Source organism: Mucilaginibacter gossypii, from assembly GCF_900100945.1.
GTDB classification, from domain to species: Bacteria; Bacteroidota; Bacteroidia; order Sphingobacteriales; family Sphingobacteriaceae; genus Mucilaginibacter; species Mucilaginibacter gossypii.
In genome coordinates, this window is the sequence record NZ_FNCG01000005.1 from 129,185 (window position 1) to 152,872 (window position 23,688).

Below are 23,688 nucleotides of genomic sequence, written 5' to 3' on the forward strand. Positions count from 1 at the left end.
AAGCCCCGGCTTTGCGCCGGGGACTTTCTCTTTAAACTATTAACTGATCTTATTATTACGCTGTATTACTGGGCAGCCTGTTTTGCCTGCTCCTTCATTTTTTCGTTTGCCACAATGGTGATCTCAACCCTGCGGTTTTGTGCGCGGCCATCGGCAGTGGTATTATCGGCAATTGGTTCACTTTCGCCCTTGCCGGTCACTGTCATACGTGATGAGGCTACGTTACCCGCAACTAAATATGATTTTACAGCATCCGCCCTTTTGACTGAAAGTGTTTGATTATAACTGTCAGATCCGGTATTATCGGTATGGCCGATGATGGTAATGTTAGTTTCAGGGTTTTTCTGTAATGAGGCAGCCAGGTTTTGCAGGTTAGTTTCCGCAGCAGGTTTCAAATCTGATTTATTGGTGTCAAATAAAATACCTGAATCAAATTTAACCAAAATGCCTTCACCTTCGCGGGTTACTGTGGCGCCCGGCACTGTTTGTTTAATTTCGGCAGCTTGTCTGTCCATATTACGGCCGATAAAAGCACCTGCGGTACCACCTACAGCACCACCTATAATAGCACCTAAAGCGGTATTACCGGCAGCTTTACCAATAAAAGCACCTACTGTACCACCGGCACCCGCGCCAATAGCAGCACCTTTTTGTGTTTTTGTAAGTGAATTACATCCTGAGCCTAATATGCCTGCTGTAGCTAATGCTATAGCAAGGGTGGCTACTTTTAATTTAAGCGTTCTCATCGTACTTGTATAATTATGTTATACCGTACTTTTTACAAAGCAGATGCCAAAAAAACCTGATGGCAGTATTATAGACTGCTTCCTTTAAAAGAACACCCTCCATCAATCATAGCAACATTTTTTTAATGATAAGTAAAGTTAATTTCAGTGGAGTAAAGAATGCAGGATTATTGATTTTTACAACACTGCCCGATTTTTAGTACAAAGCAGTAGTAAAATTTTTGCTACAGTACAATTTGGCATGCTTTTTTGAAGTTTAGGAAATTACTATCAACGTGGCCGGGAAAATAAGTTTGAAGGTGCTCCCTTTATCTTTTTCAGAAATTACATTGATTTCAATATCATGAAAGGCCGCTATTGATTTTACAATAGGCAGGCCCAATCCAAAGCTGTCTTGTTGTAATGACTGTCTGAATTTTTTAAAGCGGTTAAAGATCAGTGGGATGGCGGCTTCATCTATACCGACGCCAGTATCAGCTATACTGATCATATATTTATCATTTACAGCAGTGCCTGTTACCTTAATGCTGCCGCCCTCATGATTATATTTAATGGCATTGTTAATAAGATTAAAAAACAGGTTAAAGAGTAAAAATTTATTGACGTTGACAAAATGCCAGTTGTCTGGCATCAACATCTCGTAGCTGATATTTTTATCCTGCAGACGAATGGAGATCTCGTCATAAACCTCCTGTAACAGTTCGGATACCGATATCTTGTCTTCTTTTAAAAACTGTTCGTTCTCTATCTGCGAAATGAGCAGCAGCGTTTTCGTAATGCTCTTCAACCGGTTCAGGATCTTTTGCATTTCCAATAACCTGCCTTTAAGCTCATCGTTGATATCCTCCTCCTCAAACATATTCTCGATTTTTGACTGAAGAATAGAGATAGGTGTCATAAGCTCATGCGATGCGTTGGAAATAAACTCCCGCTCTTTATGAAATTTATCCGCAATGGTTTCAATCATGTTATGGATACTGATATCCAGGTGCTGAAAATCTGATGTGGTAGTACGTACCTGCCGGTAGGTATGAAAATTAGGGAATTTTTGCCCTACAAGCTTGGTTTTAATAATAAGCCGTAAAGGCTTAAGTACATAGGTTGAATATACCTGGTCGGCTAATACGGTCAACAAGATCATTCCCAGCAATACCTGGAAAGCTATGTTTTGTAGCGGGACGCTGGTTTCATCCAAAGTATCTACACTTTTGCCAATTTCCAGCAGGTAATTTTTGTTCTTAACCTTAAAGGTGTGGCTTAGTATGCGATACTCTAATGTATCCCCTTCACTAAAAAGGCGCTTGCCTCTTTTTATAGTATCCAGGAAATAATCGGGATCAACTTCGTCCAGGCTGATATATTCTTCCTTCAGCGGGAGGTAGCTGCCGTAGCCTTCGCCGTTTTCGATGTAGGTTTCAATGCCCTTGCTTTTTACAATTTGCAGCAGCTTGTTTTTTTGTTTGATAAGCTTGCTGTCGACATAATTACGGCTGATATTTTTGATCAATACAGGAACAAGCAATACAAACAGTATCACGATAACCAGCTTGGAGATGGCGTTAAAAAGGGTAAGTTTTGTTCCTAATTTCAAATACTCAGGCGTTGATCTTTATTTTATAACCCAAACCTCGTACCGTTTCCAGCCAGTCGGGCGGGGCATAGGCATTTAATTTTTTACGGATATTTTTAATATGCGCGTCAATATAATTGCTGTCATAGTCATTATTCACCACGCTGCCCCAGATATGCTCGCTCAGCTGCATGCGGGTAAGCGTACGGTTTTTATGTAAAATTAAATAGGCTATGAGGTCAAATTCTTTTTTGGTAATGGTATTAACAACGCTGTTATAATAGGATATAGTACGTGCGGTAAGGTCGATCAGGAAACCACCCAGTTCAACAATGTTATTTTTAACACCAAACTTACGCCTGATGATTGCCTGCATACGGCTTTGCAGCTCAAGCAACGAAAAAGGCTTAGGCAGATAATCGTCGGCGCCAAGGTCGAGGCCTTTGATCCGGTCGTTGATCTCTGCACGCGCGGTGAGTATAATACATGCCGCCTCCGAATTAGTCTTTTTTGATTCCCTGAGCAGATCAAGGCCGTCATAATCGGGCAGGCCCAGGTCTATCAATATAAAATCATACAGGTTTGTGGCAATTTTTTCGGATGCCGAAGTGCCGTCAAAACAAACCTCGCAGATATAGTTATAGTTTGAAAGAAAAATTTCAAGTTCGTGGGCAAGTGCTGTTTCGTCTTCTATTATTAAAACATTCATGTAATATGATTAATAAAAAACGTAGTAAAAAGTTAAATTATAAAATGACTCGCGCCGGTTAAGCAATACTCCTTCTACGTTAACTGGGATAGAATATTTGTACGAAAATTCAAACGTATAATGCGGCCGGTTATAAGCCACCGGGATTTTGAAGCTGTAATTAAGCATGTTGAACCGGCGGTTACGGCTCGCATAACGCGGGTCATATTGTATAGAAATATTGGCGGCCTCATCCCTGAAATGATGATCAAGCGAATACCGCTGAACAAAATTCTGCGTGCCCAGGATGAAATTAAAGGAAGGGTTAAAGGAAAGAAAATCCTGGTCGTCAAAAATGCTCCAGCTGCTTTCCCAGTATTTTGAATTGCTTATCGTTAAAAAAATGTCGTTCGATTTGCCGAAAAGATAATCGAGCACGGCACTTGTTTTCAGGTAATGCCAATCGTATGAGTTTTTAAAATTGATATCATTTGAGGAGGCCGACTTGATAACCTGCGCTGCATCCCTGGCAAAAAAGAACCGCGTATAACTTGCTGAGCCGGAAAATGCTTTTGAAAACTTGTAAAAATATCCCCCGCCCAAATCAACCTCATCAACAGGGGCATACCCCAAAACTTTAAAGGCCGAGCCATATAAAAAGATACCCGACTTGGTATTATAAATCAGATCGGCAGTAACAAAAGGATATTTTACCGGGCCGGTACGACCAAAAAACAGCACGTCGCTGCCATAACTTACCCCGGCCGAAATTGACCGCTTACGAATAATAGTATCAGAATCGGCTACTAAGGGGTGCTTACCGGCAAAAAGGCGCAAATCAGTATCCGCACCAAATACGGTACCGCTTGCAGCCATAAAAAAAAGTAAGCAAAGGTATTTCATCAATATGGTAAATTGTTTAACCGGTTTAACTGCCATTTCTCCTCGGTATTTCGGGCGGGCGCTCCATGCCTTCGGGGCGGCGCTGCCTTTTTGGTTTGGGCTTAGGCGGTACGGCATCTTCGTCAACGGTAGCCGGCTTAGCCTGCCGCTTTGCTTTGGCTATTTCTTTGATTTTTTTCTTTTCATCCTCCAGTTGCTTTTTGGTTTTAGTCGTAGTATCAGCCGCTAATAAAGTATACGACAACGCACCCGGTTTTTTGTTACCGGCATGAGCAAGTGCATCAATGTTTTTTGTAAGGGCATTGGCAAATGATATACGTGTTGCAAATATCAATAACAGGACAATATACGCAAACCACTTTATCATTGAGGGGAAGAAAAGGTAAAAATAAGGCTCAAATAAAGGACAATTTAAATGTTTACACCAAAATGAGAAAGGTACAACAAATAACAATTCATTTGCAGGAGCACTTGTAAAAATGCCGATGCAAATGAATTATACCAGATCACAATTATGACGAAAGGTTTATGAGTGTACTTTAATGTTTGAAAGTCAGAGAGCAATGTCTTTTGACGGATAAACCCGGTTTTGATCATCAATAATAACGCAGGCCACCTGGTTAAGCTGATTGATCATGTATAAGCCGGCGTTAACACCTATGGTGAGTATTGGTGTGGCCAAAGCGTCGGCAAATTCGGCGGTAGGGCTAAGGATGCTTACGCTTGTAATACCGCTAACCGGAAAACCTTTTTTAGGGTTAAATACGTTGGTGAATTTTTTATTGCTGATACTTGCATATTTTTCGGCGTTAACCGATGTAGCAAAAGCAAGATTACTGATCTCCAAATCAGCAAAGGGTTGGTTTAGCTGGCTAATGTCGGCATCGGCAACAGTCCAGGGCTGCAGGTTTGGTTGTAAGCCCCACGCAAGCAGGTCACCGCCAAAATTGATCACACCGCTGCTCACACCGTTCATTTGCAATACATATTTAGCCCGATCGGCAGCGTAACCTTTGCCGTTTGCGCCAAAGCCGATGCGCATCCCTTTTTCTTTCAGAAAAACAGTTTGTTTTACAGCATCAAGCACTATGTTTTTGTAGCTGGCCAGTGGAAGCGTACGTTTGGCGGTTTTTACCGAAGCGTTTTCGGCTGTGGTTTCGTTAAATGCGTTATCAGCCAGGTAGGTAATATCAAAAGCGCCGTAAGTAAGTTCTGATATTTGCAGTGCCCTGTTAATGAGCCTGAATGTTTCACCATCGGCTTTAACCGGGGCAATACCGGCATTACGGTTTATGTGGTTGATGCTGCTGTCATCGCTAAAAGCCGAAAGCAGTTTTTCAACTCTGTTAATTTCATCAATGGCAATGTCAATTTGCTCATCGGCCAGCAGGGGGTTATTGCCCACTACACTAATCTCAAATTTATCGCCCATTAAACGTATGTTGCGTTTGTAGACTGTTAAATTATCGGTTAAAGTTTTTATAGCCAGCATAATAATAATCTTTTAAGTATCTAAAAATGAACACACAATGCACCGTAAATTACCTTACGCGAGTTTGATCAATTACGCTACATCACTCCTTTACAAAAACTAAAGTAGCGGCGCTTTATGAAATTGAGATGAAAAAGGCTTTTTAATTAATATAATTAACTGATTTTGACATTTTTTAACACTTAAATGATAAAAAGAGTTAAAGCGGGCAGAAGCGCTAACTTAAGAGGATAGTGTTGAAGCAACATCGAAATAAAATATCTTTTTTCCTCTGCTTTTATAAATTTTCAGCAGGATATGGTGTTGAATATCCTGAAAGTAATATAGTCCATATAAAACCTGATTATGTCCATTTATCAGCTTGTTTTATTATCGAAAATTACGGACCAATTATCAATCAAAGAAAAGTTTATGAGAAAGAATCAAATCCTTTCAGCGATAGCTGTGACACTGGCTTGCGCTGTTTTGTCCTGTCGTAAAAATGCTGTCCCTCCTGCACAGCAACGCGTGAATCAGCCAGTTATAAATTCCGTTCAAAGCGGGGGAAGTATAACTGTAGGAATAGGAAGCCCCCTCCAGAAGATTGACCTTATAGGGGCGGGCTGCTATTTTTATAGTGGGCACCTGGTAAACGGGATAACTAATTTTACTGATGCAAGCAACTGGCTTTGGCATGACCTTAATGTAAATGTTTTTAAAATTGTACTTAGAGCTGATGGAGTGGAGGATGTGAATGATAATACAGACCCGAATAACACCGATTTTTCTAAATTTAATTTTACCGGCAATTCTAACCTGGTTGACCAGATAACAGCGTTAAAAAAAGCGCAGCTTATAAATCCGGCTATTAAAGTTTGGGCCATTGTATTATCTCCGCCTAAATATTTGAAAACTAACAATAGCGTTAATAATGGAGGAACGCTTAATGCAGGTGTAACAAATGCTTATAGCGAATTCGGCGAATTTTTGTATGCTCATATTAAAAATCTAAAAGACAATGGAATAACAGTTAATTATTTGAGCTTAATGAATGAGCCCGATTACCCGTCTTCGGGTATAGCATATGAATCGGCGGAGTTTACCACAGCGCAAGCCCAAAGTGTATATACAAGCACTGCCGGATGGCTTAAAACTAAATTACAGTCATTGAGTATCTCTGTACCTGTTTTTGCATCTCCGGATTGTATTGATGTAACCCATACCGGATCATATGTTTCGGGGCTTAATGCCTCGGGGAACGTAAGTCTTTTCACCACTCATCAATATTTCAATAGTTCTGCTGCTAACTTTTCATCAGCCTCTTCATCAGCGGGTGCAAAGGGCCTGTATATGACGGAGTGGCACGCTGGCTTTGGTATGGGAACTACACCGGATGAATTAACGGCTGCCCTTGACCTTGTTAATAAATTTCATGATGCCTTTAGGGGCGGAGCCAAAGGCTGGCTGTATTTTGAATGGGGTAATCCTGAAACTAATTTTGGCGGGCTGCTGTATACTCCCTGGGGAGCACCGGCGGTACGAAAGAAAAATTACTACGTTTTTCAACAATATACGGCTAACCTGCTTAACGAAAATTATATTCCGACAACCTTAACCGGCATAACGAACTTTGGAGCGGATAACGTAAGCGCTTTTACAACCTCAAACAAGGCCGATATTCATGTAGTTAACTGGAATACCGATCCCCAAAACAGGGTTAGGCTGTACTTTGGCGGCAATATAAGTACAATAAGGATTTACAGGACCAGTGCAACGGAAAATAACGCGTTGATTTGGAGCCAGGATAATGTGAATCAAAATTATTATGATGTTGATTATGCCGGAAAATCTTTCACTACAGTTAGGGTGACATGGTAATCGGGTCATGAATATTCCCTTTTAACGCTCGATAGTCCGTTTTTTGGTAATCAATTTGAGGTTTTCATAAAACAAACGCCTATAGCCCGGTAAAAACCAGGCTGTAGGCGTTTCAATAATTTGAGTAAAAATTTATTCCAGCGTTATTTGCCTCCTGATACTTTCTTCAAGCGAAATGAAGGTTTCGGTACGTTGAATGCCTCTTACACCCTGGATCTGCTCGTTCAAAACTTCACGCAGGTGAGTGGTATCATGACATACAATTTTAGCAAAAATGCTCCATTCGCCGGTAGTGTAATGCAACTCGACAATTTCTTTAATTGTTTTTAATTGCTTTACAGCTTCATTATACTGTGATCCTTTTTCGAGGTAAATACCCAGGAATGCAGTGATGTCATATCCTAACTTTTGCGGATCTACCTCAAGGCTGGCCCCTTTTATTACACCCATCTCCTCTAACTTTTTCATCCGCACGTGTATGGTTCCGCCAGAAACAATCAACTCTTTAGCTATCTCGGTGTATGGAGTGGTAGCATTTTTCATTAATATTGATAAAATCTGGATGTCAAGATTATCAATTTCTAAATTTTGAGCTTTTCTGTGGGACATAAATTTGAATATCTATATTGAAATACAAGTTTAATTAAAATTCGATTAAAAATAAAATATTTTTGTTGAAATATTTGCAAGAAATAGATAGTCCTATTAAATTTGTATCAAGCAAAAGGGAAATGCTTAATGTTCTTTAAAGTAAAAACAATGTTGGGTGGTGAAATTTTTGGCAGACACACCTCCTTGTCCCGGTGGCGGAGATCATGGAAAACCCGAAGCGGGCTAACCACTCTGTGAAGGTTCGAATCCTTCCCCAACAGCAAGTTTAAGTACAAAGTCAGAAGTCTTAAGTCAAAAGACTTAGAACTTCAGACTAACGACTTAAGACTTACAACACTGTAGGATGGTGAAATTTTTGGCAGACACACCTCCTTGTCGCGGTGGCGGAGAAATTGGGAAACTTTTAGCGATAAAAATAACCACTCCGTGAAGGTTCGACTCCTTCTCCTACAGCTCTTCTCATAATTTAGGTTTATAATTGGTTAGTAAAGGCCCCTGCCCATCAGGGGCTTTGCTGTTTTTACAGCTTTTTTATTTTGCATTCTCCAAAATATTGTAATCAGCCTAAGCCAATTCGCATAACATCATCCGGATAGCTTCACGGGCACCTGCCGAAAAAAGCAGGAAAGGAAATAACCTTTCTATATATGACCGGACGCAGCAAAAACCGTCAAAATCACAGTAAAAAATAATGTGTCATTTTTACACATTGCATATTGTTTCGTAAAGATTTAGTTATAAATTTGGTAGGCACCAATTTATTGCAATCGATTGTGGTATATTGCTGCCTTGAGTCCTGAAACCGATCCGAACACCAATTAACCCAATCTGCAATTAAGTCGATATGAAAAAAATCGTCCTGATGGTTCTTGTGGCATTCAGCTGCATTTACTTATCCTGTAACAAAACACGCCCCAATAAACCGCGCGTGCTTATCTTTTCAAAAACAATGGGCTTTCACCATGCATCCATCGATGCAGGTATAGCCGCTATCAAAAAGCTTGGCGCCGAAAATGGCTTTGAGGTAGACACTACAAAAAACTCGGCAATGTTTAACGAGGATACCCTCAAAAAGTATTCAACTGTTATTTTCTTAAGCACTACTGCCGATGTACTTGATTACAGGCAGGAAGCAGCCTTTGAACGTTATATTCAGGCGGGAGGCGGTTATGTAGGCATTCATGCTGCCGCCGATACAGAATATGACTGGGGGTGGTATGGTCGCCTGGTTGGCGCCTGGTTTTATGACCACCCGGGTATCCATGATAAAAACCCGAATGTACAGCCCGGCACTTATAATATAGTTGATGCCAACAACGATGCAACTAAAGATCTGCCTAAAGTATGGAAACGCACCGATGAGTTTTATAGTTTCCGCAAGCCATTGGCCACAGATGTACATGTACTCATTACCCTTGATGAAAACAGTTACAAAGGAGGGAAGCGTATGGGTAACCACCCTGCCACCTGGTATCATGATTTTGACGGGGGCCGTGCATTTTATACAGCCATGGGCCATACCGACGAAAGTTATAAAGAAACAGGCTACCTGAAAATGCTGCTTGCCGGTATTAAATATGCCATAGGCGAAAATAAGGAATTGGATTACAGCAAGGCTAAAACCCAACTGCCACCCGATGAGGATCGCTTTAAAAAGACACAATTATCAACCGGCGAATTTTTTGAGCCTACCGAAATGACCATATTGCCGAACCTGGATATTATGGTGATCCAGCGCCGCGGCGAGATCATGCTGTACAAACACGATACCCAGAAGGTGAAACAGGTTGGTTTTTTTGATGTGTATTGGAAAGCACATGTGCCCAATGTAAATGCCGAAGAAGGGATGCTTGGACTGGCTAAAGACCCTGAGTTTGAAAAAAACAACTGGATTTATATTTATTATAGTCCTGCCGATAGTTCGGTAAACCGCCTTTCGAGGTTTACGTTTAAAAACGATACCCTGGATAAAAAAACGGAGAAGGTTATTTTGGAGGTGAAAGCCCAGCGTGATATCTGCTGCCACACAGGTGGCTCGATAGCATTCGGTCCGGGGCCTGATAAAACCCTGTTCTTCTCGGCCGGAGATAACTCAACTCCGTTTGACGAAAAAGGACAAAAGTACGTAAGCAGCGGTTATGCACCGCTTGATGACAGGCCGGGTCACCTGCAGTTTGATGCCCGCCGCTCGGCTGGTAATACCAATGACCTTCGCGGTAAAATTATGCGTATCAACCTTAAAGATGACGGCACATATGAAATCCCCGAAGGCAACCTGTTCCCGAAAGGTACGCCAAAAACCCGCCCGGAGATTTATGTAATGGGCGACAGGAACCCATACCGGATTTCGGTAGATCAGAAAAACGGCTACCTGTACTGGGGCGAAGTGGGTCCGGATGCGCACAATGACAGCCTTGACAACCGTGGCCCCATGGGATACGACGAGGTTAACCAGGCTAAAAAAGCGGGTAACTTTGGCTGGCCATATTTTGTAGGCGATAACAAACCGTACCACCTTTATGATTATGCCACAGGCAAATCGGGCCCGGCGTTTGATCCTAAGCACCCGGTTAATAACTCGCGTAATAACACAGGTTTAACCGATCTGCCGCCGGCGCAACCTGCATTTATCTGGTATCCTTATGGCCCATCGGCAGATTTTCCGCAGGTTGGTACCGGCGGTCGTAACGCTATGGCTGGTCCGGTTTATTATACAGATATGTTCCCGGAAGAAACCCGCCTGCCTGATTATTACAACGGCAAGTTTTTAGCATACGATTGGATGCGCGGATGGATAAAGGCCATCACGCTAACTCCTGAAGGTGATTTTGATAAGATGGAACCTTTCTTCCCTAAATTGAAGGTAAACTCCATGATTGATATGGAAGTTGGCCCAGATGGCAGGCTTTATGGTTTGGAGTACGGCAGCGGTTGGTTTTCACATAACCCGGATGCTGGCCTGTTCCGTATTGACTATATTTCAGGCAACCGTCCTCCCGAAATTTCATCTTTCAAAGCTGATAAAACATCTGGCGTACTGCCTTTTACTGTTAAGTTGACTGCCAAAGCCGCTGATCCGGAAAAAGATAATATTTCTTACACCTGGAACCTGGGTAATGGTGTAACTAAAGAAACAACCACCCCATCGCTTAGCTATACTTACACAACAGTTGGCGATTACAAAATTACTGTTGAAGCAAAAGACGATAAAGGTGCAGCAAGTAAAAGCGCGCCGGTTAGTGTTTACGCAGGTAACGAGCAACCAACTGTTAGCATCAATATCAGTGGTGGTAATAAATCGTTCTACCTGCCTGGCGTGCCGTTCAAATATGCGGTTAACGTAACCGATGGACCTGACACCAAAGCGATAGATCCAAAACGTATTTATGTTGGGCTTGATTATATTGAGGGTTTCGACAAGGCGCAATCAGCGGCACAGCACGAGCAAGGCGAACCCGAAAACCGCGGTAAAACACTCATGTTAACTATGGATTGCAAAAGCTGCCATAAGGAAGACGGTAAATCAATAGGCCCGTCATTTGTTCAGGTTGCGGCCAGATACAAAAAAGATCCTAATGCCATGGCCAAACTCACCCAAAAGGTAATTAAAGGTGGTGCCGGTGTTTGGGGTGAAACAGCTATGTCTGCCCATCCAAACATTAAGCAGGGCGACCTTGATCAGATCATTAACTGGGTACTTTCGCTCGATAACAGCAATCAAAAACCTTCTTTAGCTGCATCTGGCACTATTATGCCTGCTCCGCCTGAAAAACAGCAGTCGGCAGCCTTAGTATTATCGGCCAAATACACTGATGATGGCGGTAACGATATTAAGAAATTAACAGGTAGCAGCATTGTATCGTTAAACAGCAGTACTTACCAGTTTAAAGGCACCGAAAAATTCAACGGGTTTACCGCCTTTAAATACAATGGCATTAACCTGATGATCTATCCGGCTACCGACGGTTGGTTTGCATTGGAGAATATCGATTTAACAGGCGTACGCTCCATTAACCTAACCAATTTCTGGCAAGCACCACCTACTGCTCCGCTTAATTTTGAATTAAGGATCGATTCGGAAACAGGAACCCTTGCAGGTAAAGGAAGTATGCCTGTGCCTGCTAAGGATGCTAAAGGCGGCGCTGTTCACCTGGTACTTACGCCGGTAACTGACGGTAAAATGCATAAGCTGTTCTTCATATACAAACCGGCAAGTAAAGCCGCTATGACAGCAGGGGTAACATCAGTTGTGTTTAGTGCGAAGTAGGGGCAAGAGCCCTAAACCACCCGTCATAGCAATTACGCGGGGGGGGAGATAAAAACAAACGGCCCGGCAGGTTAATCTGCCGGGCCGTTTTACATTCCCAAAGTTCGTGTCCCCACGAACTCTCTATAATCTTTAAAAAATCTTAAAGCCCACACTTAGTGCCCAAAGGTTTTGGCGTTTAGCAAAACTGTCGCTCACTTTGGTTAAGCCGCCTTCGTAACGCAAATCGGCAGTGATTGAACCTATATCAACACCGGCCCCGGCCTGGAAACCAATATTGCTTTTGTTAAAATCATTGAATGCATTACCTACGTTATTACTTACGCTGGTGCTTTGATCAAGCGTGTAAGTATAAATAGGCCCTGCCATAATGCGGAAGTTCAGATCTTTTTGGCCAAATGACTTACCTACCAATAATGGCACATTCAGGTTAGTGAACCTTACCTTGCCACTAAATGCGGTATTATTATCATTTGATTCAAATTTACCGCCGGTGCCGCTCAGGTAAAGCTCTGGCTGTAAGTAAACGCCGTTGCCTACGCGGGCAAATAAACCAGCCTGGTAGCCGGTCAGGTTTTTGTCGTTAAAATTATCGGAGCCAATTTTTGAAAAATTGACACCCCCTTTTACGCCTAAAGAAAATTGTGCTTTTGCACTGATGCTTACAGCTATCAGCAATACTGCACTTAATAGATACTTTTTCATGATTTTAGATGTTAAATGTAAAGCCATAAACGCACGTTATCCTTTAAATTGTATACGGCCCTACGCTATTAATTTACTTTGGTTATAACCCGGCCCATATTTGAGCCGTATTACGTATTATCAATACACGAGCCAAACAATTAGCAGTAGCAACTTGGTATTTTTTATATTTTTGCTGAAAATAAATTGAACATGGCTGAAATCAGTATTACCAACAAGGATTGGGAACGCGTAAAAATTAAGATTCAACGTAAATACAACCACCTTACAGACGAGCAGTTAAAATACAGTGAAGGACAGGAAGAAAGCTTGATTACCAAACTGATGGACCTGGTAAACCGCGATCGCAAATATGTGGTTTTTACCCTAAAAAAGGCCCTGGTGAATATTGATACCAACCGACTGTAAAATAGACACTGCGGTTATACAAACTGGATAGCTTTTTTGTATTTTTATTTTTTTCGAGGATAAATGATGAAACAGGGTTTAGTGTTCAAAAAAGAATACAAAAGAGCAGGCTTATTTGCAGGTATTGCCTTGCTGGCCGCGGGTATAGTGGGTTTTAATGACGACCTGTTCCAGATCTCTAAGAACCTTGATGTTTTTGCCTCTGTTTATAAAGAGGTTAATATCAATTATGTTGATGATATCAATTCGGCCAAGCTGGTAAAAACCGGTGTTGATGCCATGCTCGATGGCCTTGACCCTTATACCGAGTTTGTGCCCGAATCGGAAATTGAAGATTATAAGCTGCATTACGTAAGTACCCAGTATGGCGGCATTGGCGCCAGTATTTTTTTGCGTAACGGTAAAGTATTTGTATCGGAAGTGTTTGCGGGCTTCCCAGCCCAAAAAGGAGATGTACACCCCGGCGATCAGCTCCTGAAGATAAACGATGTTGACCTTAACGGCAAGAATAATGACCAGGTGAGCCAACTGCTGAAAGGCTCAAAGGGTGCGGCCATAAAATTGTTCATCAAACGGGATAATACACCTCAGCCATTTGAAAAGAACCTGGTTCGTGACGAGATCAAACAGCCCAATGTATCGTACTTTGGCATGGTTGATGGCAACATGGGGTACATTAAACTGGATAAGTTTCTTGAAAATTCGGCTGCCGAAGTTACCAATGCCCTCGTGGAGCTAAAAAAGAAAAATCCCAGCGGTATCATTCTTGATCTTCGCTCAAACGGCGGCGGTATATTACAGGAAGCTGTAAAAATAGTGAACCTTTTTGTGCAGAAAGATGTGGAAATTGTATCTCAAAAAGGGAAGATAAAGGAAAAGAACTTTACTTACAGCACCATCAGCGCACCGCTCGAACCCGATTTGCCTTTGGTGGTATTGGTAAACAGCCATTCGGCATCGGCAAGTGAAATTGTTGCCGGCGCCCTGCAGGACCTCGACCGCGCGGTGATCATCGGGCAGCGCAGTTATGGCAAAGGCCTGGTACAGCAAACTTTCAATTTACCATACAATAGCCTGGTAAAAATTACCATTGCCAAATACTACGTGCCTTCGGGCCGTTGTATTCAGGAGCTGGATTATACCCACCGTAAGGATGATGGCAGTGTGGTAAAAGTGGCCGATTCGCTGATCCATGAATTTAAAACAAAGAACGGCCGTTCTGTTTATGACGGCAGCGGCATTTACCCAGACCTCTTTATTAAACAGGAAAAATTTGCCAATGTTACCCAGGCATTGGTGGGCAAACTGCTGATATTTGATTATGCCACAGTTTACCACGATAAGCACGCTAAAATTGCCGATGCCCGTTCGTTTACGCTATCTGACGGTGAATACAATGACTTTATAAAATACCTGGCCGATAAAAACTATAGCTACACCACCGCATCCGAAAAATTATTAACCACTTTAAAAGTTGAAGCCACGAAGGATAAACAGTTCAACGATATCCAGGCCGAGTATGAAGGTTTGAAAACCAAACTTATTGCCAGCAAAAAGAACGATCTTGTTCAACATAAAGACGAAATAAAGCAAGTACTTGAAAACGAAATAGCGTCGCGCTATTACTACGAAAAAGGCCGTTACGAAACCAACTTTAAATACGATAAAGAACTTGCGCAGAGCGTAAAAACCATGCAAGACAAAGCCCAGCTGGCATCAATATTAAAAGGCGAAGGCAGCTATAAAGTTATCGGAAAACCTGTATTGGCCATGGCAGCTAAAAAAGCAGCCGATAAAGATGACGACGACGAATAGGTTGAACACCAGTCTGTTTCAATTCAAAACACACATTGTATCCAATTAGTTACCCCTTGCAATAGGTAAGGGAGTTAAACTTTTATGGCCTGTTATTGTCATATACTTACAAACAAACAATAACACCAAATGAAAAAGATAATTTTAACAGCTGCTATATTATTAAGCAGCTTAACCGTAAAAATAGCCAGCGCGCAAATAAGCTTAAATATCAACATAGGCAGCCAACCTGCCTGGGGCCCCGTAGGTTATGACCATGTAGATTATTATTACCTGCCCGATATTGATTCTTATTACGATATCAATGCCCACCAGTATGTTTATTTTGATAATAATGTTTGGGTTCATGGGGCTATGTTGCCGCCACGTTTTGGTAACTATGATGTATATCGCAGCTACAAGGTAGTAGTTAATGAGCGCACCCCTTGGATTAGGAACGATGTTTACAAACGTAAATATGCTTCATACAAAGGCCGTCATGATCAGGTTGTAATTCGTGATAGCCACGATGAAAAATACCGTAACCATTGGGTTGAACGTAAAACCGTGCGCAGGGTTGACGTAAAACAAAAATCAAATGGTAATAAACGCGGACATGATGGTCATGACAATCACGGCAATGACCACCGCGATTAAGTTTTTGTATTGTTATAATTTTGATTGTTTTTATGAAGGACTGTCCCCCAAAAAGGACAGCCCTTTTTTCTTGCAATTCCCCTTATATCTTCCCTTAGGGGCATAGTTGGTCTTCGGCACAAAAGTTGCCCGTTTATGTCACATTTGGGTTAACTTTTATAGTTTGTTTACTTAGGTTTAGCTATAAACAAACATTATATTCGTTACTTAGTTAACCGATTTATTGTTAACCGATTTAAATCAAATTACACCATGAAATACCGAATATCCATTTTGGCACTGCTTGTAGTAGCAGTATTAGGCCAAAGCTGTGTAAGCAGCAAAAAGTACAAAGAACTGGATGCTAATTACACCCAATTACAAAACAGTACCAAAGACCTAAGCATTAAGTACCAAACCAGCGAACAGGCCCTTGCCGTAGCACGTAGCCGTAACAAAAGCCTTGAAGAGCAAATTGAGCAGCAAAAAACAAATGTAACCGCTTTGCAGGATGCTTTGAACAAATGTTTAAACTCAAGCAGTCAGGGCAATGTGAACATATCAAAGCTGGTTGATGAGATCAATGCTTCAAACCGCTACATACAACAACTGGTTAACGCTAAAAACAAAAGCGATTCGCTTAACATGGTGTTGACCAACAATCTTACCCGCTCATTAACTCCGCAGGAAACCCAGGATGTTGATGTAAAGGTTTTGAAAGGAGTTGTGTACATCTCATTATCTGATAACATGTTGTATAAATCGGGCAGTTATGAAATATCTGATAAGGCAGGTGCTACTTTAAGCAAGATAGCCAAGATCATTATGGACTATAGCAATTATGACGTGCTGATTGAAGGTAACACAGATAATGTCCCTATTTCGCAGAAAAATATCCGTAACAACTGGGATTTAAGTGCTTTACGTGCCTCATCAGTAGTGCAGGCCCTGCAAACCACTTACCAGGTTGATCCTAAACGTTTAACTGCCGGTGGCCGCGGTGAGTATAATCCTATCGCGGATAACTCAACCCCGAGTGGTAAAGCACAAAACAGGCGTACTCAAATTATCATAACACCAAAATTGGATCAGTTTATGGACCTGATAGGCAAAGCACCGGCCGATCAGCCCGCGCCGCCTAAACAATAATTGTAGTTTAGCTATCAATATTTCAAGCCACCCGGTTAGGGTGGCTTTTTTTATGCAGCTATTTTCGTATGTTTTTGCAGACAGTATTGCAAAGGCTAAAACAGGGTTACGGGAATCCCGGAAAGCTTTTATTTTCCATATAATTATTAACCGAATGATAACAAAACACAGTTTTTTTAATTTGGAATATTGCTCATTTAATTAAGACGGAAAATAACCAGCATTTGCTGTGTTACAATTAATTGAGCTTGCTTCATTACACTAAGGTTACCATTACAATGGCATTTGTTTTGAATAAATGGGGCAACAGATATTAAGACAGGTTAAACCACGGGCTTTAACTATAGTCATATAAATATAACTTATTACACGCGTTATGAAAAAGATGATTTTATCGGCAGTTATTTTGTTAAGCTGCTTCTCTGCAAAAATAGCTTCTGCACAGGTTAGTATTGGTTTAGGGATCAACATAGGCAGTCAGCCCGATTGGGGGCCTGTAGGCTATGATCATGTTGACTATTATTATATGCCTGATATTGATGCTTACTATGATGTGCCAACCCATAATTATGTTTACTATGAAAACAATGTATGGGTACACCGCAGGTATTTACCTGTAAGGTATCGTAACTACAATGTTTACAATGGCTACAAGGTTGTAATAAATGATCGTAACCCATGGATGCGCAATGCATACTACAGGGATCATTATTCCGGCTATCGCGGCCGTCATGATCAGGTGATTATCCGTAACAGTCGTGATGTAAGATATGCCAATCACTGGCGCGGCGGCGACCGCGGATGGCATGGAGGTAACCCAAACAGAGGCGGATGGCACGGTGGCGGTGATCATGGTCATGGTGGCGGTCACGGTGGTGACGGCGGACATGGTCACGGCGGTGGTCACGGACATCACTAATAAACATTATTATTTAACAAATAGGCTTCCCGAAAAGGAGGCCTATTTTGTTTCCAGGGCGTATCTATAAGTTCATTGAGGCTCAGTTTAAGGCATATTTACCTTCCAGCCTTCAAATGGTTTAACCGTAGCACAAATGGGACTGCCGTCTTTTGTTGTTCCCGGAAAGCTCGTTATAAGGAATGCAGTTGGATGATGGCTAAGCTGGGTTATCATGTCCCAGGTTACTCCGGAAAGTGGAATTTTAACCCTGCGGCTCCAGCCTCCCACCTGGCCTGCATATTCACCCACGTCGATATAAAGGAATTGACTTGCGGGCTTTCCCTGTACAAACGGCCCCGAAAATCGGGGTTCATTAATCTTCTGCGGATCGCTTTTTAATTGAATCGTCAGATTAAATTGGATATCCAGCCCATCGGATCGTTGTGTCTGAATGGTTTCATATCCGGTTCCGCTACCCTTTTGAATTCCGAAATCTACCCCCTCCGGAGGATTTTGAAGGCGAATACAAAGTTGAATATCCATATACAATTATAATACAAACCAATCTTCAAAAGTTTTATCCGGAGTATTTTCTTTTAAGCTGAGGCACTACCTAACGTTCAGGATGTAATAAGCGTTTTACTTTTGCTTATGTTTGTATTTTATCAAATTGAATACTGATGTATACGCTTTCGGAAGAAAACTATTTAAAAGCTATTTATCGCCTTGCATTACAAGGAAAGGATTTTAAAATAACGCCCACCGCCATTGCCGAATCACTCAGCAATAACCCAGCCTCGGTGGTAGATATGATCCGTAAGCTTACCGAAAAACAATTGATAGAATATGATAAAAAGAATGGTGTAAGGTTAACCCAGCAGGGCTTAAAGGATGCTACATTAATTGTACGCCGCCATCGACTCTGGGAAGTTTTTTTACTGGAGAAATTGGGTTATCACTGGGATGAGATCCATGATATTGCCGAAGAACTGGAACACATTAACGATGCCACCCTTGCCGACAGGCTGGATAAATTCCTGGGCTTTCCCGAATATGACCCGCATGGCGACCCTATACCAAAGGCGAACGGTAAAGTGCCCAAATCCTATTCTGTAAGCCTTTCTGAGCTTAAACCTGGTTCCCAAAGCCATGTTGCCGCTGTGCGCGATACCAGCAGTTCATTTTTGCAATACCTTCAACGGCTGAACATAGGTATAGGAACAAAAATTCAGTTGATTGAAAAAATCCCATACGACAGTTCGCTGGTGATAAAAATTGAAAACCGCGGGGACACCACGGTTTCGCAAAAGTTTGGCGAGAATATATTAGTAGATTAAGCTTAAAGCAGAAAGCCGAAGGCTTAAAGCTTTGGAGAAAAATAGCAGAATGCTTAAAGCTAATCTGTAAGTTAAAAAGCTTTTAGCTTTCTGCCTTCGGCTTTCAGCTCAAACTAAGGTTTCCCCGTTACTCTTGATGATTCGGCAAGTTCACCGTCAACGTCTACATCAAAGTAGAGGCGGTAGATCTCCCATTCATTTTTGGGTTTGTAAAACATAAACGTCATGCGGGCCGGTTGGCCTTCGTGTTTAAGCAGATAGCTGTACAGTACCAGGCTGTTTGAAGCCTTGCGTTGCATGATCAGGTCCTTGCCGAGATATTTGCCTATTACACTTCGCATAGAATCTATTTTGACAATAATCCCGGTAAGCCGGGTTGAATCCATCTGCTTGTTGCTTTTAAAAATATCAATCACTGCGCGGGCTGTGCCTTGCTTGTCGTATTCTTTAAAAAACTTATCAATAAAGGTTTGTACCCCGGTTACCGAAGCCGCGGCCGAAGTTGCGGTGGCAGCGGTCGCCTGGGTTTGTGCCAAGGCAACATTGCCGGTGAATACCAGCGCCGATACAATAAAAAATAAGGGTTTAAATGCTTTAAAGTAGGTGTATCGCATGTTCAAAAATGTTAATTTTTAAAAGTAGGCATTTTTTACAAATCCCCCAATAATAGCTATTAAGATGATTGAAATGTGGCAAAGCGGGCAGCTAAAATAAAGTTTCAAAAAATAAAGAGCCCGGTATTCTCATATCGGGCTCTTTACATATTTTATATTAAAACGATTACTTGGTAACGTACATTACTTCTTTAACCGCTTTGATCACCCTTTCAGGGTTTGGCAGGTATTCCTGGATCAAAGTTGGAGCGTAAGGAAGCGGAACGTCACCGCCCATGATACGCAGGATAGGAGCGTCAAGGTAATCAAACGCGTCTTTTTGTACTTTGAAAGCAACCTCGGTAGCAATTGAACCTAACGGCCAGCTTTCTTCAATAATTACCAAACGGTTTGTTTTCTTTACCGATTCGATAACTGTAGCATAATCGATAGGGCGTACAGTACGCAGGTCGATCACTTCAGCGTGGATACCTTCTTTTTCAAGTTCGGCAGCAGCAGCGATAACCACTTTCATGATCTTGCCAAAGCCAACTAAAGTAACGTCAGCACCTTCTTTAACAACTTTTGCTTTACCCAATGGGATATAGTAAGTTTCTTCAGGCACTTCACCTTTATCGCCATACATTAATTCCGACTCCATAAAAATAACCGGATCGGGATCAAGGATAGCTGATTTTAATAAACCTTTAGCATCGTATGGGTTTGATGGTACAACCACTTTTAAGCCAGGGCAGTTGGCATACCAGTTTTCAAAGCACTGGCTGTGCTGTGAGCTAAGCATACCTGCATTACCGGTAGGGCCGCGGAAAACGATTGGAACTGAAAACTGGCCACCGCTCATTGACATCATTTTGGCAGCGCCATTGATGATCTGGTCGATAGCTACCAGTGAAAAGTTGAAAGTCATGAACTCGATGATAGGGCGTAAGCCATTCATTGCCGAGCCGATGCCGATACCGGCGAAACCCAATTCAGAGATGGGCGTATCTATAACACGCTTTGCGCCAAATTCGTCCAGCATTCCCTGGCTTACCTTGTACGCGCCGTTATATTCGGCAACCTCTTCACCCATCAGGTATATATTCTCGTCGCTGCGCATTTCTTCGACCATGGCCTCTCTTAGCGCTTCTCTGAATTGTATTTCTCTCATTATAGTAAAATGATGTTTTTTTGCGAACGCAAATATAAACACTAATGTGTTAAATGCAATTAACCGTGGTATTGGTTTGATTTTTAATACATATATTTTACATTTAAAATCGAAAAAAAACTGATAGTGTCCATTTAATTCAAAAATTAACAATGGCTTATTCTAAAAATGGCAATCAAATAACGTTTTCCGAGGATAATAGCATCGATTTTGAATATCCAATCGAGGAAATTTTTGAAGTTGACGGTATTTTAGTTGTTACATTGAAAATACCCAACAATGTTCGTGATCGTCGTAATGTTTTTGCCTTTAGCAGAACCGGCGATTTTTTATGGCAGATAAAAGATGTACCGCTCTATCACAACGGCGATTTCTGCCCCTTTATAGGAGCACTTGTCAATAAGCAAAACGAATTTGTATTATTTAACTGGTGCGATACCGCTGTTATCATAGATCCGCAAACCGGTAATGTTATCAGAACATATCAAACAAAGTAGCTTTGTTTATATCTTGATCCGGATATTGATTTTATCCAATAGCCCCGTAAGCCATACCATTACAAAAGCAAATACAATACACTTGATTAAGCCGCCGGTGCCCTGGCTCAGGTATTCGGGGTAGCCTATCCTGCTCATTTCATATATTGGATAAAACAGGAAGGGCACTATGTAACAGGTAAAAGTGTTGGTGCCGGCGGGCTCTATCACCTTAAACCAGTTGTATTTATTTTTAACATCAACCAGGAAAATAAAGAAAGCATACACCACCAAACTAATGCCGGTACAAATGAGCACCCATGAAGGGGTATCGCGCTCTTTGGAAATGCCGCCACTGAAATAGCGCACTATAAAGCCCAGGTTAAACAGGATGATAGCAATCAGGATCATGGCCACCCAAAGCATCTTCATTTCGTTATTGGCCTTGAGGCGCATGTACAATACGGAAATAAATACCCCTGCCATGGTGAACGACTGCATAGCGCCGTTGCCGGCTATCCAGATATAGCCCTGCAGCTTGTCGATAAAATCAAGAAAGCCGAAGTGCACATCCAGGTTAAAGAAAATGAAGAACATCCAGGCCGCCAGCTGTACCCATAAATGCCCGTCGGAATAGTAATAGATAAGCGCGCAAAGCATGTATGACCAGCCTATCAGGCCTAAAATACCCCACCAGGTAAAGTGAAGCCAGGTATGTCCGGGGTCGCTGGTACGATAGAGGGCTGCCATGCCTGCAAGTAACAATATACCGAAGCCCTGCAACATATAGCGTTTAGTTGGTGACGTGTCCTTGCCGTAATCTAAAAAAATGAAGAAGAAACTGAATGTAACCAGGCTTTCCCAAACGGGTTTGGGTAACAGGGTGGTAGCTTCATTATAGGTTTCCATGTTGGCATGAAAAAAACCTATAAAAATGAGCGCGAACGAGCGGCTCACTATTCGTGATAGTAGCTTGAAATTGTCGCCCTGCTTTAACCTGTTTTGAAAAGCAAAGGGAATTGAAAGCCCGACTATAAATAAAAACGCGGGAAAAATAGTATCGGCCAAACCCAGCGCATCAACATTTGAGCCCGCGTGTTTAAGCCATGTTGGGGTATTCGGAATGCCATCCAGGTCATTCACAAATATCATGAGGAACATTGTTACAGCGCGGAATGCATCTATTGAACGTATGCGGCTAAGAAAATTATTCATTCAGTCATGTAAATGCAACAAGCAGCGTAAATGTTTTAATTTAACGGTAATTAAATTGAAACATTACTATTACAAGGCTTTTTTAATCTCTGTCGCGGCTTAGCTTGCTGAATAAAAGTGGATTTTCATTAAGTTCCAGCCCTTCCTTGCGGTTCTTTACAATGTGGATAGCTGTAAACAGCGCTTCGCGGAAGGAGATCTCAGAAGCCTGGTTTTTTCCTGCTATATCATACGCAGTTCCATGATCGGGCGAAGTGCGTACAAAGCTTAACCCGGCTGTAAAATTAACACCCGTTTCAAAGGCAATTTGTTTAAAAGGGATCAGGCCCTGGTCGTGGTACATGGCCAGTACGGCATCAAACTGCAGGTAAGTGCCGTTGGCAAAAAAGCCATCGGCCGAGTACGGGCCAAATGCCAGGATATTGTTTGAACGGGCTTCTTCAATAGCGGGTATGATGATATCTTTTTCTTCGCTGCCGATAAGGCCGTTATCGCCGGCATGCGGGTTAAGCCCCAATACCGCAATTTTTGGCTTGCGCACCCAGAAATCATTTTGCAAGCTTGTGTTCATTAGCTTCAACTTGGCCAATATTTTTTCGGCGGTAATACTTTCGGCAATTTTTGATACCGGGATATGACCTGTAACCACGCCAACACGTAAAGTATCGCTTACTAAAAACATCAGCGATTCGGCAGCACCATCGTATTGCTGTAAATATTCGGTATGGCCGGGAAAGTGGAATTTATCGTTCTGTATATTATCCTTGTTAATAGGAGCCGTTACAAGGGCATCTATATAACCTTCCTTCAGGTCATAAACAGCACGCTCCAATGATTTAAAAGCGTACTTGCCTCCTGCTTCCGTAACCTGCCCTATATCAATCTTCACGTCCTCTTCCCAACAGTTGATCATGTTGGGTTTGCGGAAATGCGTTTGCGAAGGATCATTGATCACCAAAAAATTGAGCTCATTAACCTGGGTTGCGCGACGGTGGAACGAAGCCACCTTGGTATGCCCGTAAACAATAGGCGTACAATAATCATAAATCTTACTATCGGCCAAAGTTTTAATAATTATCTCTAAACCGATGCCGTTTACATCGCCAATGCTGATCCCAATTTTTAATTTATCGCTCATTATTTTTTATGATTTCACCGAGTTTTATGA

General features: G+C 41.9%; 22 protein-coding genes and 1 tRNA gene. 10 read left to right on the forward strand and 13 right to left on the reverse strand.

What is annotated here, in order from left to right:
- Positions 1-65: 65 nt before the first annotated feature.
- From BLS28_RS12265 to BLS28_RS12290, 6 genes are all read right to left on the reverse strand, one after another.
- Positions 66-746, reverse strand: a complete 681-nt coding sequence (locus BLS28_RS12265; protein ID WP_091167258.1) for a YiaD family glycine zipper/OmpA-like lipoprotein — start codon at positions 744-746, stop codon at positions 66-68.
- Positions 747-1,002: 256 nt separating this feature from the next.
- Positions 1,003-2,337 (reverse strand): sensor histidine kinase, encoded by a 1,335-nt coding sequence (locus BLS28_RS12270; protein WP_091167260.1) that lies wholly within the window; start codon positions 2,335-2,337, stop codon positions 1,003-1,005.
- 4 nt (positions 2,338-2,341) lie between these two features.
- Positions 2,342-3,025, reverse strand: a complete 684-nt coding sequence (locus BLS28_RS12275; RefSeq protein WP_090532151.1) for a response regulator transcription factor — start codon at positions 3,023-3,025, stop codon at positions 2,342-2,344.
- A gap of 9 nt (positions 3,026-3,034) precedes the next feature.
- Positions 3,035-3,943 (reverse strand): hypothetical protein, encoded by a 909-nt coding sequence (locus BLS28_RS12280; protein ID WP_143020747.1) that lies wholly within the window; start codon positions 3,941-3,943, stop codon positions 3,035-3,037.
- Entirely contained in the window at positions 3,933-4,274 is a 342-nt protein-coding gene (locus BLS28_RS12285; protein WP_091167264.1) for a hypothetical protein, read from the reverse strand. Before BLS28_RS12285 ends, BLS28_RS12280 begins: the two co-directional genes overlap by 11 nt.
- 186 nt (positions 4,275-4,460) lie before the next feature.
- A complete protein-coding gene (locus BLS28_RS12290; RefSeq protein WP_091167267.1) occupies positions 4,461-5,399 on the reverse strand; it encodes an FAD:protein FMN transferase in 939 nt (312 codons plus the stop codon).
- Positions 5,400-5,810: 411 nt separating this feature from the next.
- On the opposite strand from BLS28_RS12290, the gene BLS28_RS12295 reads away from it, so the two are divergent.
- Positions 5,811-7,256 (forward strand): glycoside hydrolase, encoded by a 1,446-nt coding sequence (locus BLS28_RS12295; RefSeq protein WP_176844442.1) that lies wholly within the window; start codon positions 5,811-5,813, stop codon positions 7,254-7,256.
- 132 nt (positions 7,257-7,388) lie between these two features.
- Here BLS28_RS12295 and BLS28_RS12300 read toward each other — a convergent pair whose 3' ends face one another.
- Entirely contained in the window at positions 7,389-7,865 is a 477-nt protein-coding gene (locus BLS28_RS12300) for an Lrp/AsnC ligand binding domain-containing protein (protein WP_090532141.1), read from the reverse strand.
- 151 nt (positions 7,866-8,016) lie between these two features.
- Here BLS28_RS12300 and BLS28_RS30795 point away from each other — a divergent pair.
- Together BLS28_RS30795 and BLS28_RS12305 are read left to right on the forward strand one after the other, a co-directional pair.
- Positions 8,017-8,128, forward strand: a tRNA-Asp gene (locus BLS28_RS30795).
- 584 nt (positions 8,129-8,712) lie between these two features.
- On the forward strand, positions 8,713-12,135 hold the full coding sequence (locus BLS28_RS12305) for a ThuA domain-containing protein (protein ID WP_091167274.1): 3,423 nt from the start codon (positions 8,713-8,715) through the stop codon (positions 12,133-12,135).
- 132 nt (positions 12,136-12,267) lie between these two features.
- Here the strand turns inward: BLS28_RS12305 and BLS28_RS12310 are convergent, their stop codons facing one another.
- Positions 12,268-12,840 carry a porin family protein gene (locus BLS28_RS12310; protein ID WP_091167635.1) on the reverse strand — a complete coding sequence of 191 codons (573 nt, stop codon included), beginning with the start codon at positions 12,838-12,840 and terminating at the stop codon, positions 12,268-12,270.
- Between the two features lie 192 nt (positions 12,841-13,032).
- Here BLS28_RS12310 and BLS28_RS12315 point away from each other — a divergent pair, with 192 nt between their 5' ends.
- The 5 genes from BLS28_RS12315 to BLS28_RS12335 all read left to right on the forward strand — a co-directional run bounded on the left by BLS28_RS12315 (position 13,033) and on the right by BLS28_RS12335 (position 17,746).
- Positions 13,033-13,248: a hypothetical protein gene (locus BLS28_RS12315; protein WP_090532134.1), complete on the forward strand. Its 216-nt coding sequence runs from the start codon at positions 13,033-13,035 to the stop codon at positions 13,246-13,248.
- A gap of 63 nt (positions 13,249-13,311) precedes the next feature.
- Positions 13,312-15,063, forward strand: coding sequence for a S41 family peptidase (locus BLS28_RS12320; protein WP_369596625.1), 1,752 nt, complete (start codon positions 13,312-13,314; stop codon positions 15,061-15,063).
- 129 nt (positions 15,064-15,192) lie between these two features.
- On the forward strand, positions 15,193-15,699 hold the full coding sequence (locus BLS28_RS12325; RefSeq protein WP_091167280.1) for a hypothetical protein: 507 nt from the start codon (positions 15,193-15,195) through the stop codon (positions 15,697-15,699).
- 252 nt (positions 15,700-15,951) lie between these two features.
- Positions 15,952-16,827, forward strand: a complete 876-nt coding sequence (locus tag BLS28_RS12330) for an OmpA/MotB family protein (protein ID WP_091167282.1) — start codon at positions 15,952-15,954, stop codon at positions 16,825-16,827.
- 376 nt (positions 16,828-17,203) lie between these two features.
- On the forward strand, positions 17,204-17,746 hold the full coding sequence (locus BLS28_RS12335; protein ID WP_091167284.1) for a hypothetical protein: 543 nt from the start codon (positions 17,204-17,206) through the stop codon (positions 17,744-17,746).
- A gap of 87 nt (positions 17,747-17,833) precedes the next feature.
- Here the strand turns inward: BLS28_RS12335 and BLS28_RS12340 are convergent, their stop codons facing one another.
- Positions 17,834-18,271: a DUF5990 family protein gene (locus tag BLS28_RS12340; RefSeq protein ID WP_091167286.1), complete on the reverse strand. Its 438-nt coding sequence runs from the start codon at positions 18,269-18,271 to the stop codon at positions 17,834-17,836.
- Positions 18,272-18,408: 137 nt separating this feature from the next.
- On the opposite strand from BLS28_RS12340, the gene BLS28_RS12345 reads away from it, so the two are divergent.
- On the forward strand, positions 18,409-19,065 hold the full coding sequence (locus tag BLS28_RS12345) for a metal-dependent transcriptional regulator (RefSeq protein ID WP_091167289.1): 657 nt from the start codon (positions 18,409-18,411) through the stop codon (positions 19,063-19,065).
- A 113-nt stretch (positions 19,066-19,178) separates the two neighbouring features.
- Here BLS28_RS12345 and BLS28_RS12350 read toward each other — a convergent pair whose 3' ends face one another.
- Entirely contained in the window at positions 19,179-19,679 is a 501-nt protein-coding gene (locus tag BLS28_RS12350; RefSeq protein WP_091167292.1) for a hypothetical protein, read from the reverse strand.
- Positions 19,680-19,845: 166 nt separating this feature from the next.
- Complete coding sequence (locus tag BLS28_RS12355; protein ID WP_091167637.1) at positions 19,846-20,829, reverse strand: pyruvate dehydrogenase complex E1 component subunit beta; 984 nt, start codon at positions 20,827-20,829, stop codon at positions 19,846-19,848.
- 152 nt (positions 20,830-20,981) lie between these two features.
- Here BLS28_RS12355 and BLS28_RS12360 point away from each other — a divergent pair, with 152 nt between their 5' ends.
- Positions 20,982-21,326, forward strand: coding sequence for a DUF7957 family protein (locus BLS28_RS12360; RefSeq protein ID WP_091167295.1), 345 nt, complete (start codon positions 20,982-20,984; stop codon positions 21,324-21,326).
- Between the two features lie 6 nt (positions 21,327-21,332).
- On the opposite strand, the gene BLS28_RS12365 is transcribed toward BLS28_RS12360, so the two are convergent.
- Positions 21,333-22,520 (reverse strand): DUF5009 domain-containing protein, encoded by a 1,188-nt coding sequence (locus tag BLS28_RS12365; protein WP_091167298.1) that lies wholly within the window; start codon positions 22,518-22,520, stop codon positions 21,333-21,335.
- 82 nt (positions 22,521-22,602) lie between these two features.
- Complete coding sequence (gene pdxA, locus BLS28_RS12370) at positions 22,603-23,658, reverse strand: 4-hydroxythreonine-4-phosphate dehydrogenase PdxA (RefSeq protein WP_091167301.1); 1,056 nt, start codon at positions 23,656-23,658, stop codon at positions 22,603-22,605.
- Positions 23,659-23,688 lie beyond the last annotated feature (30 nt).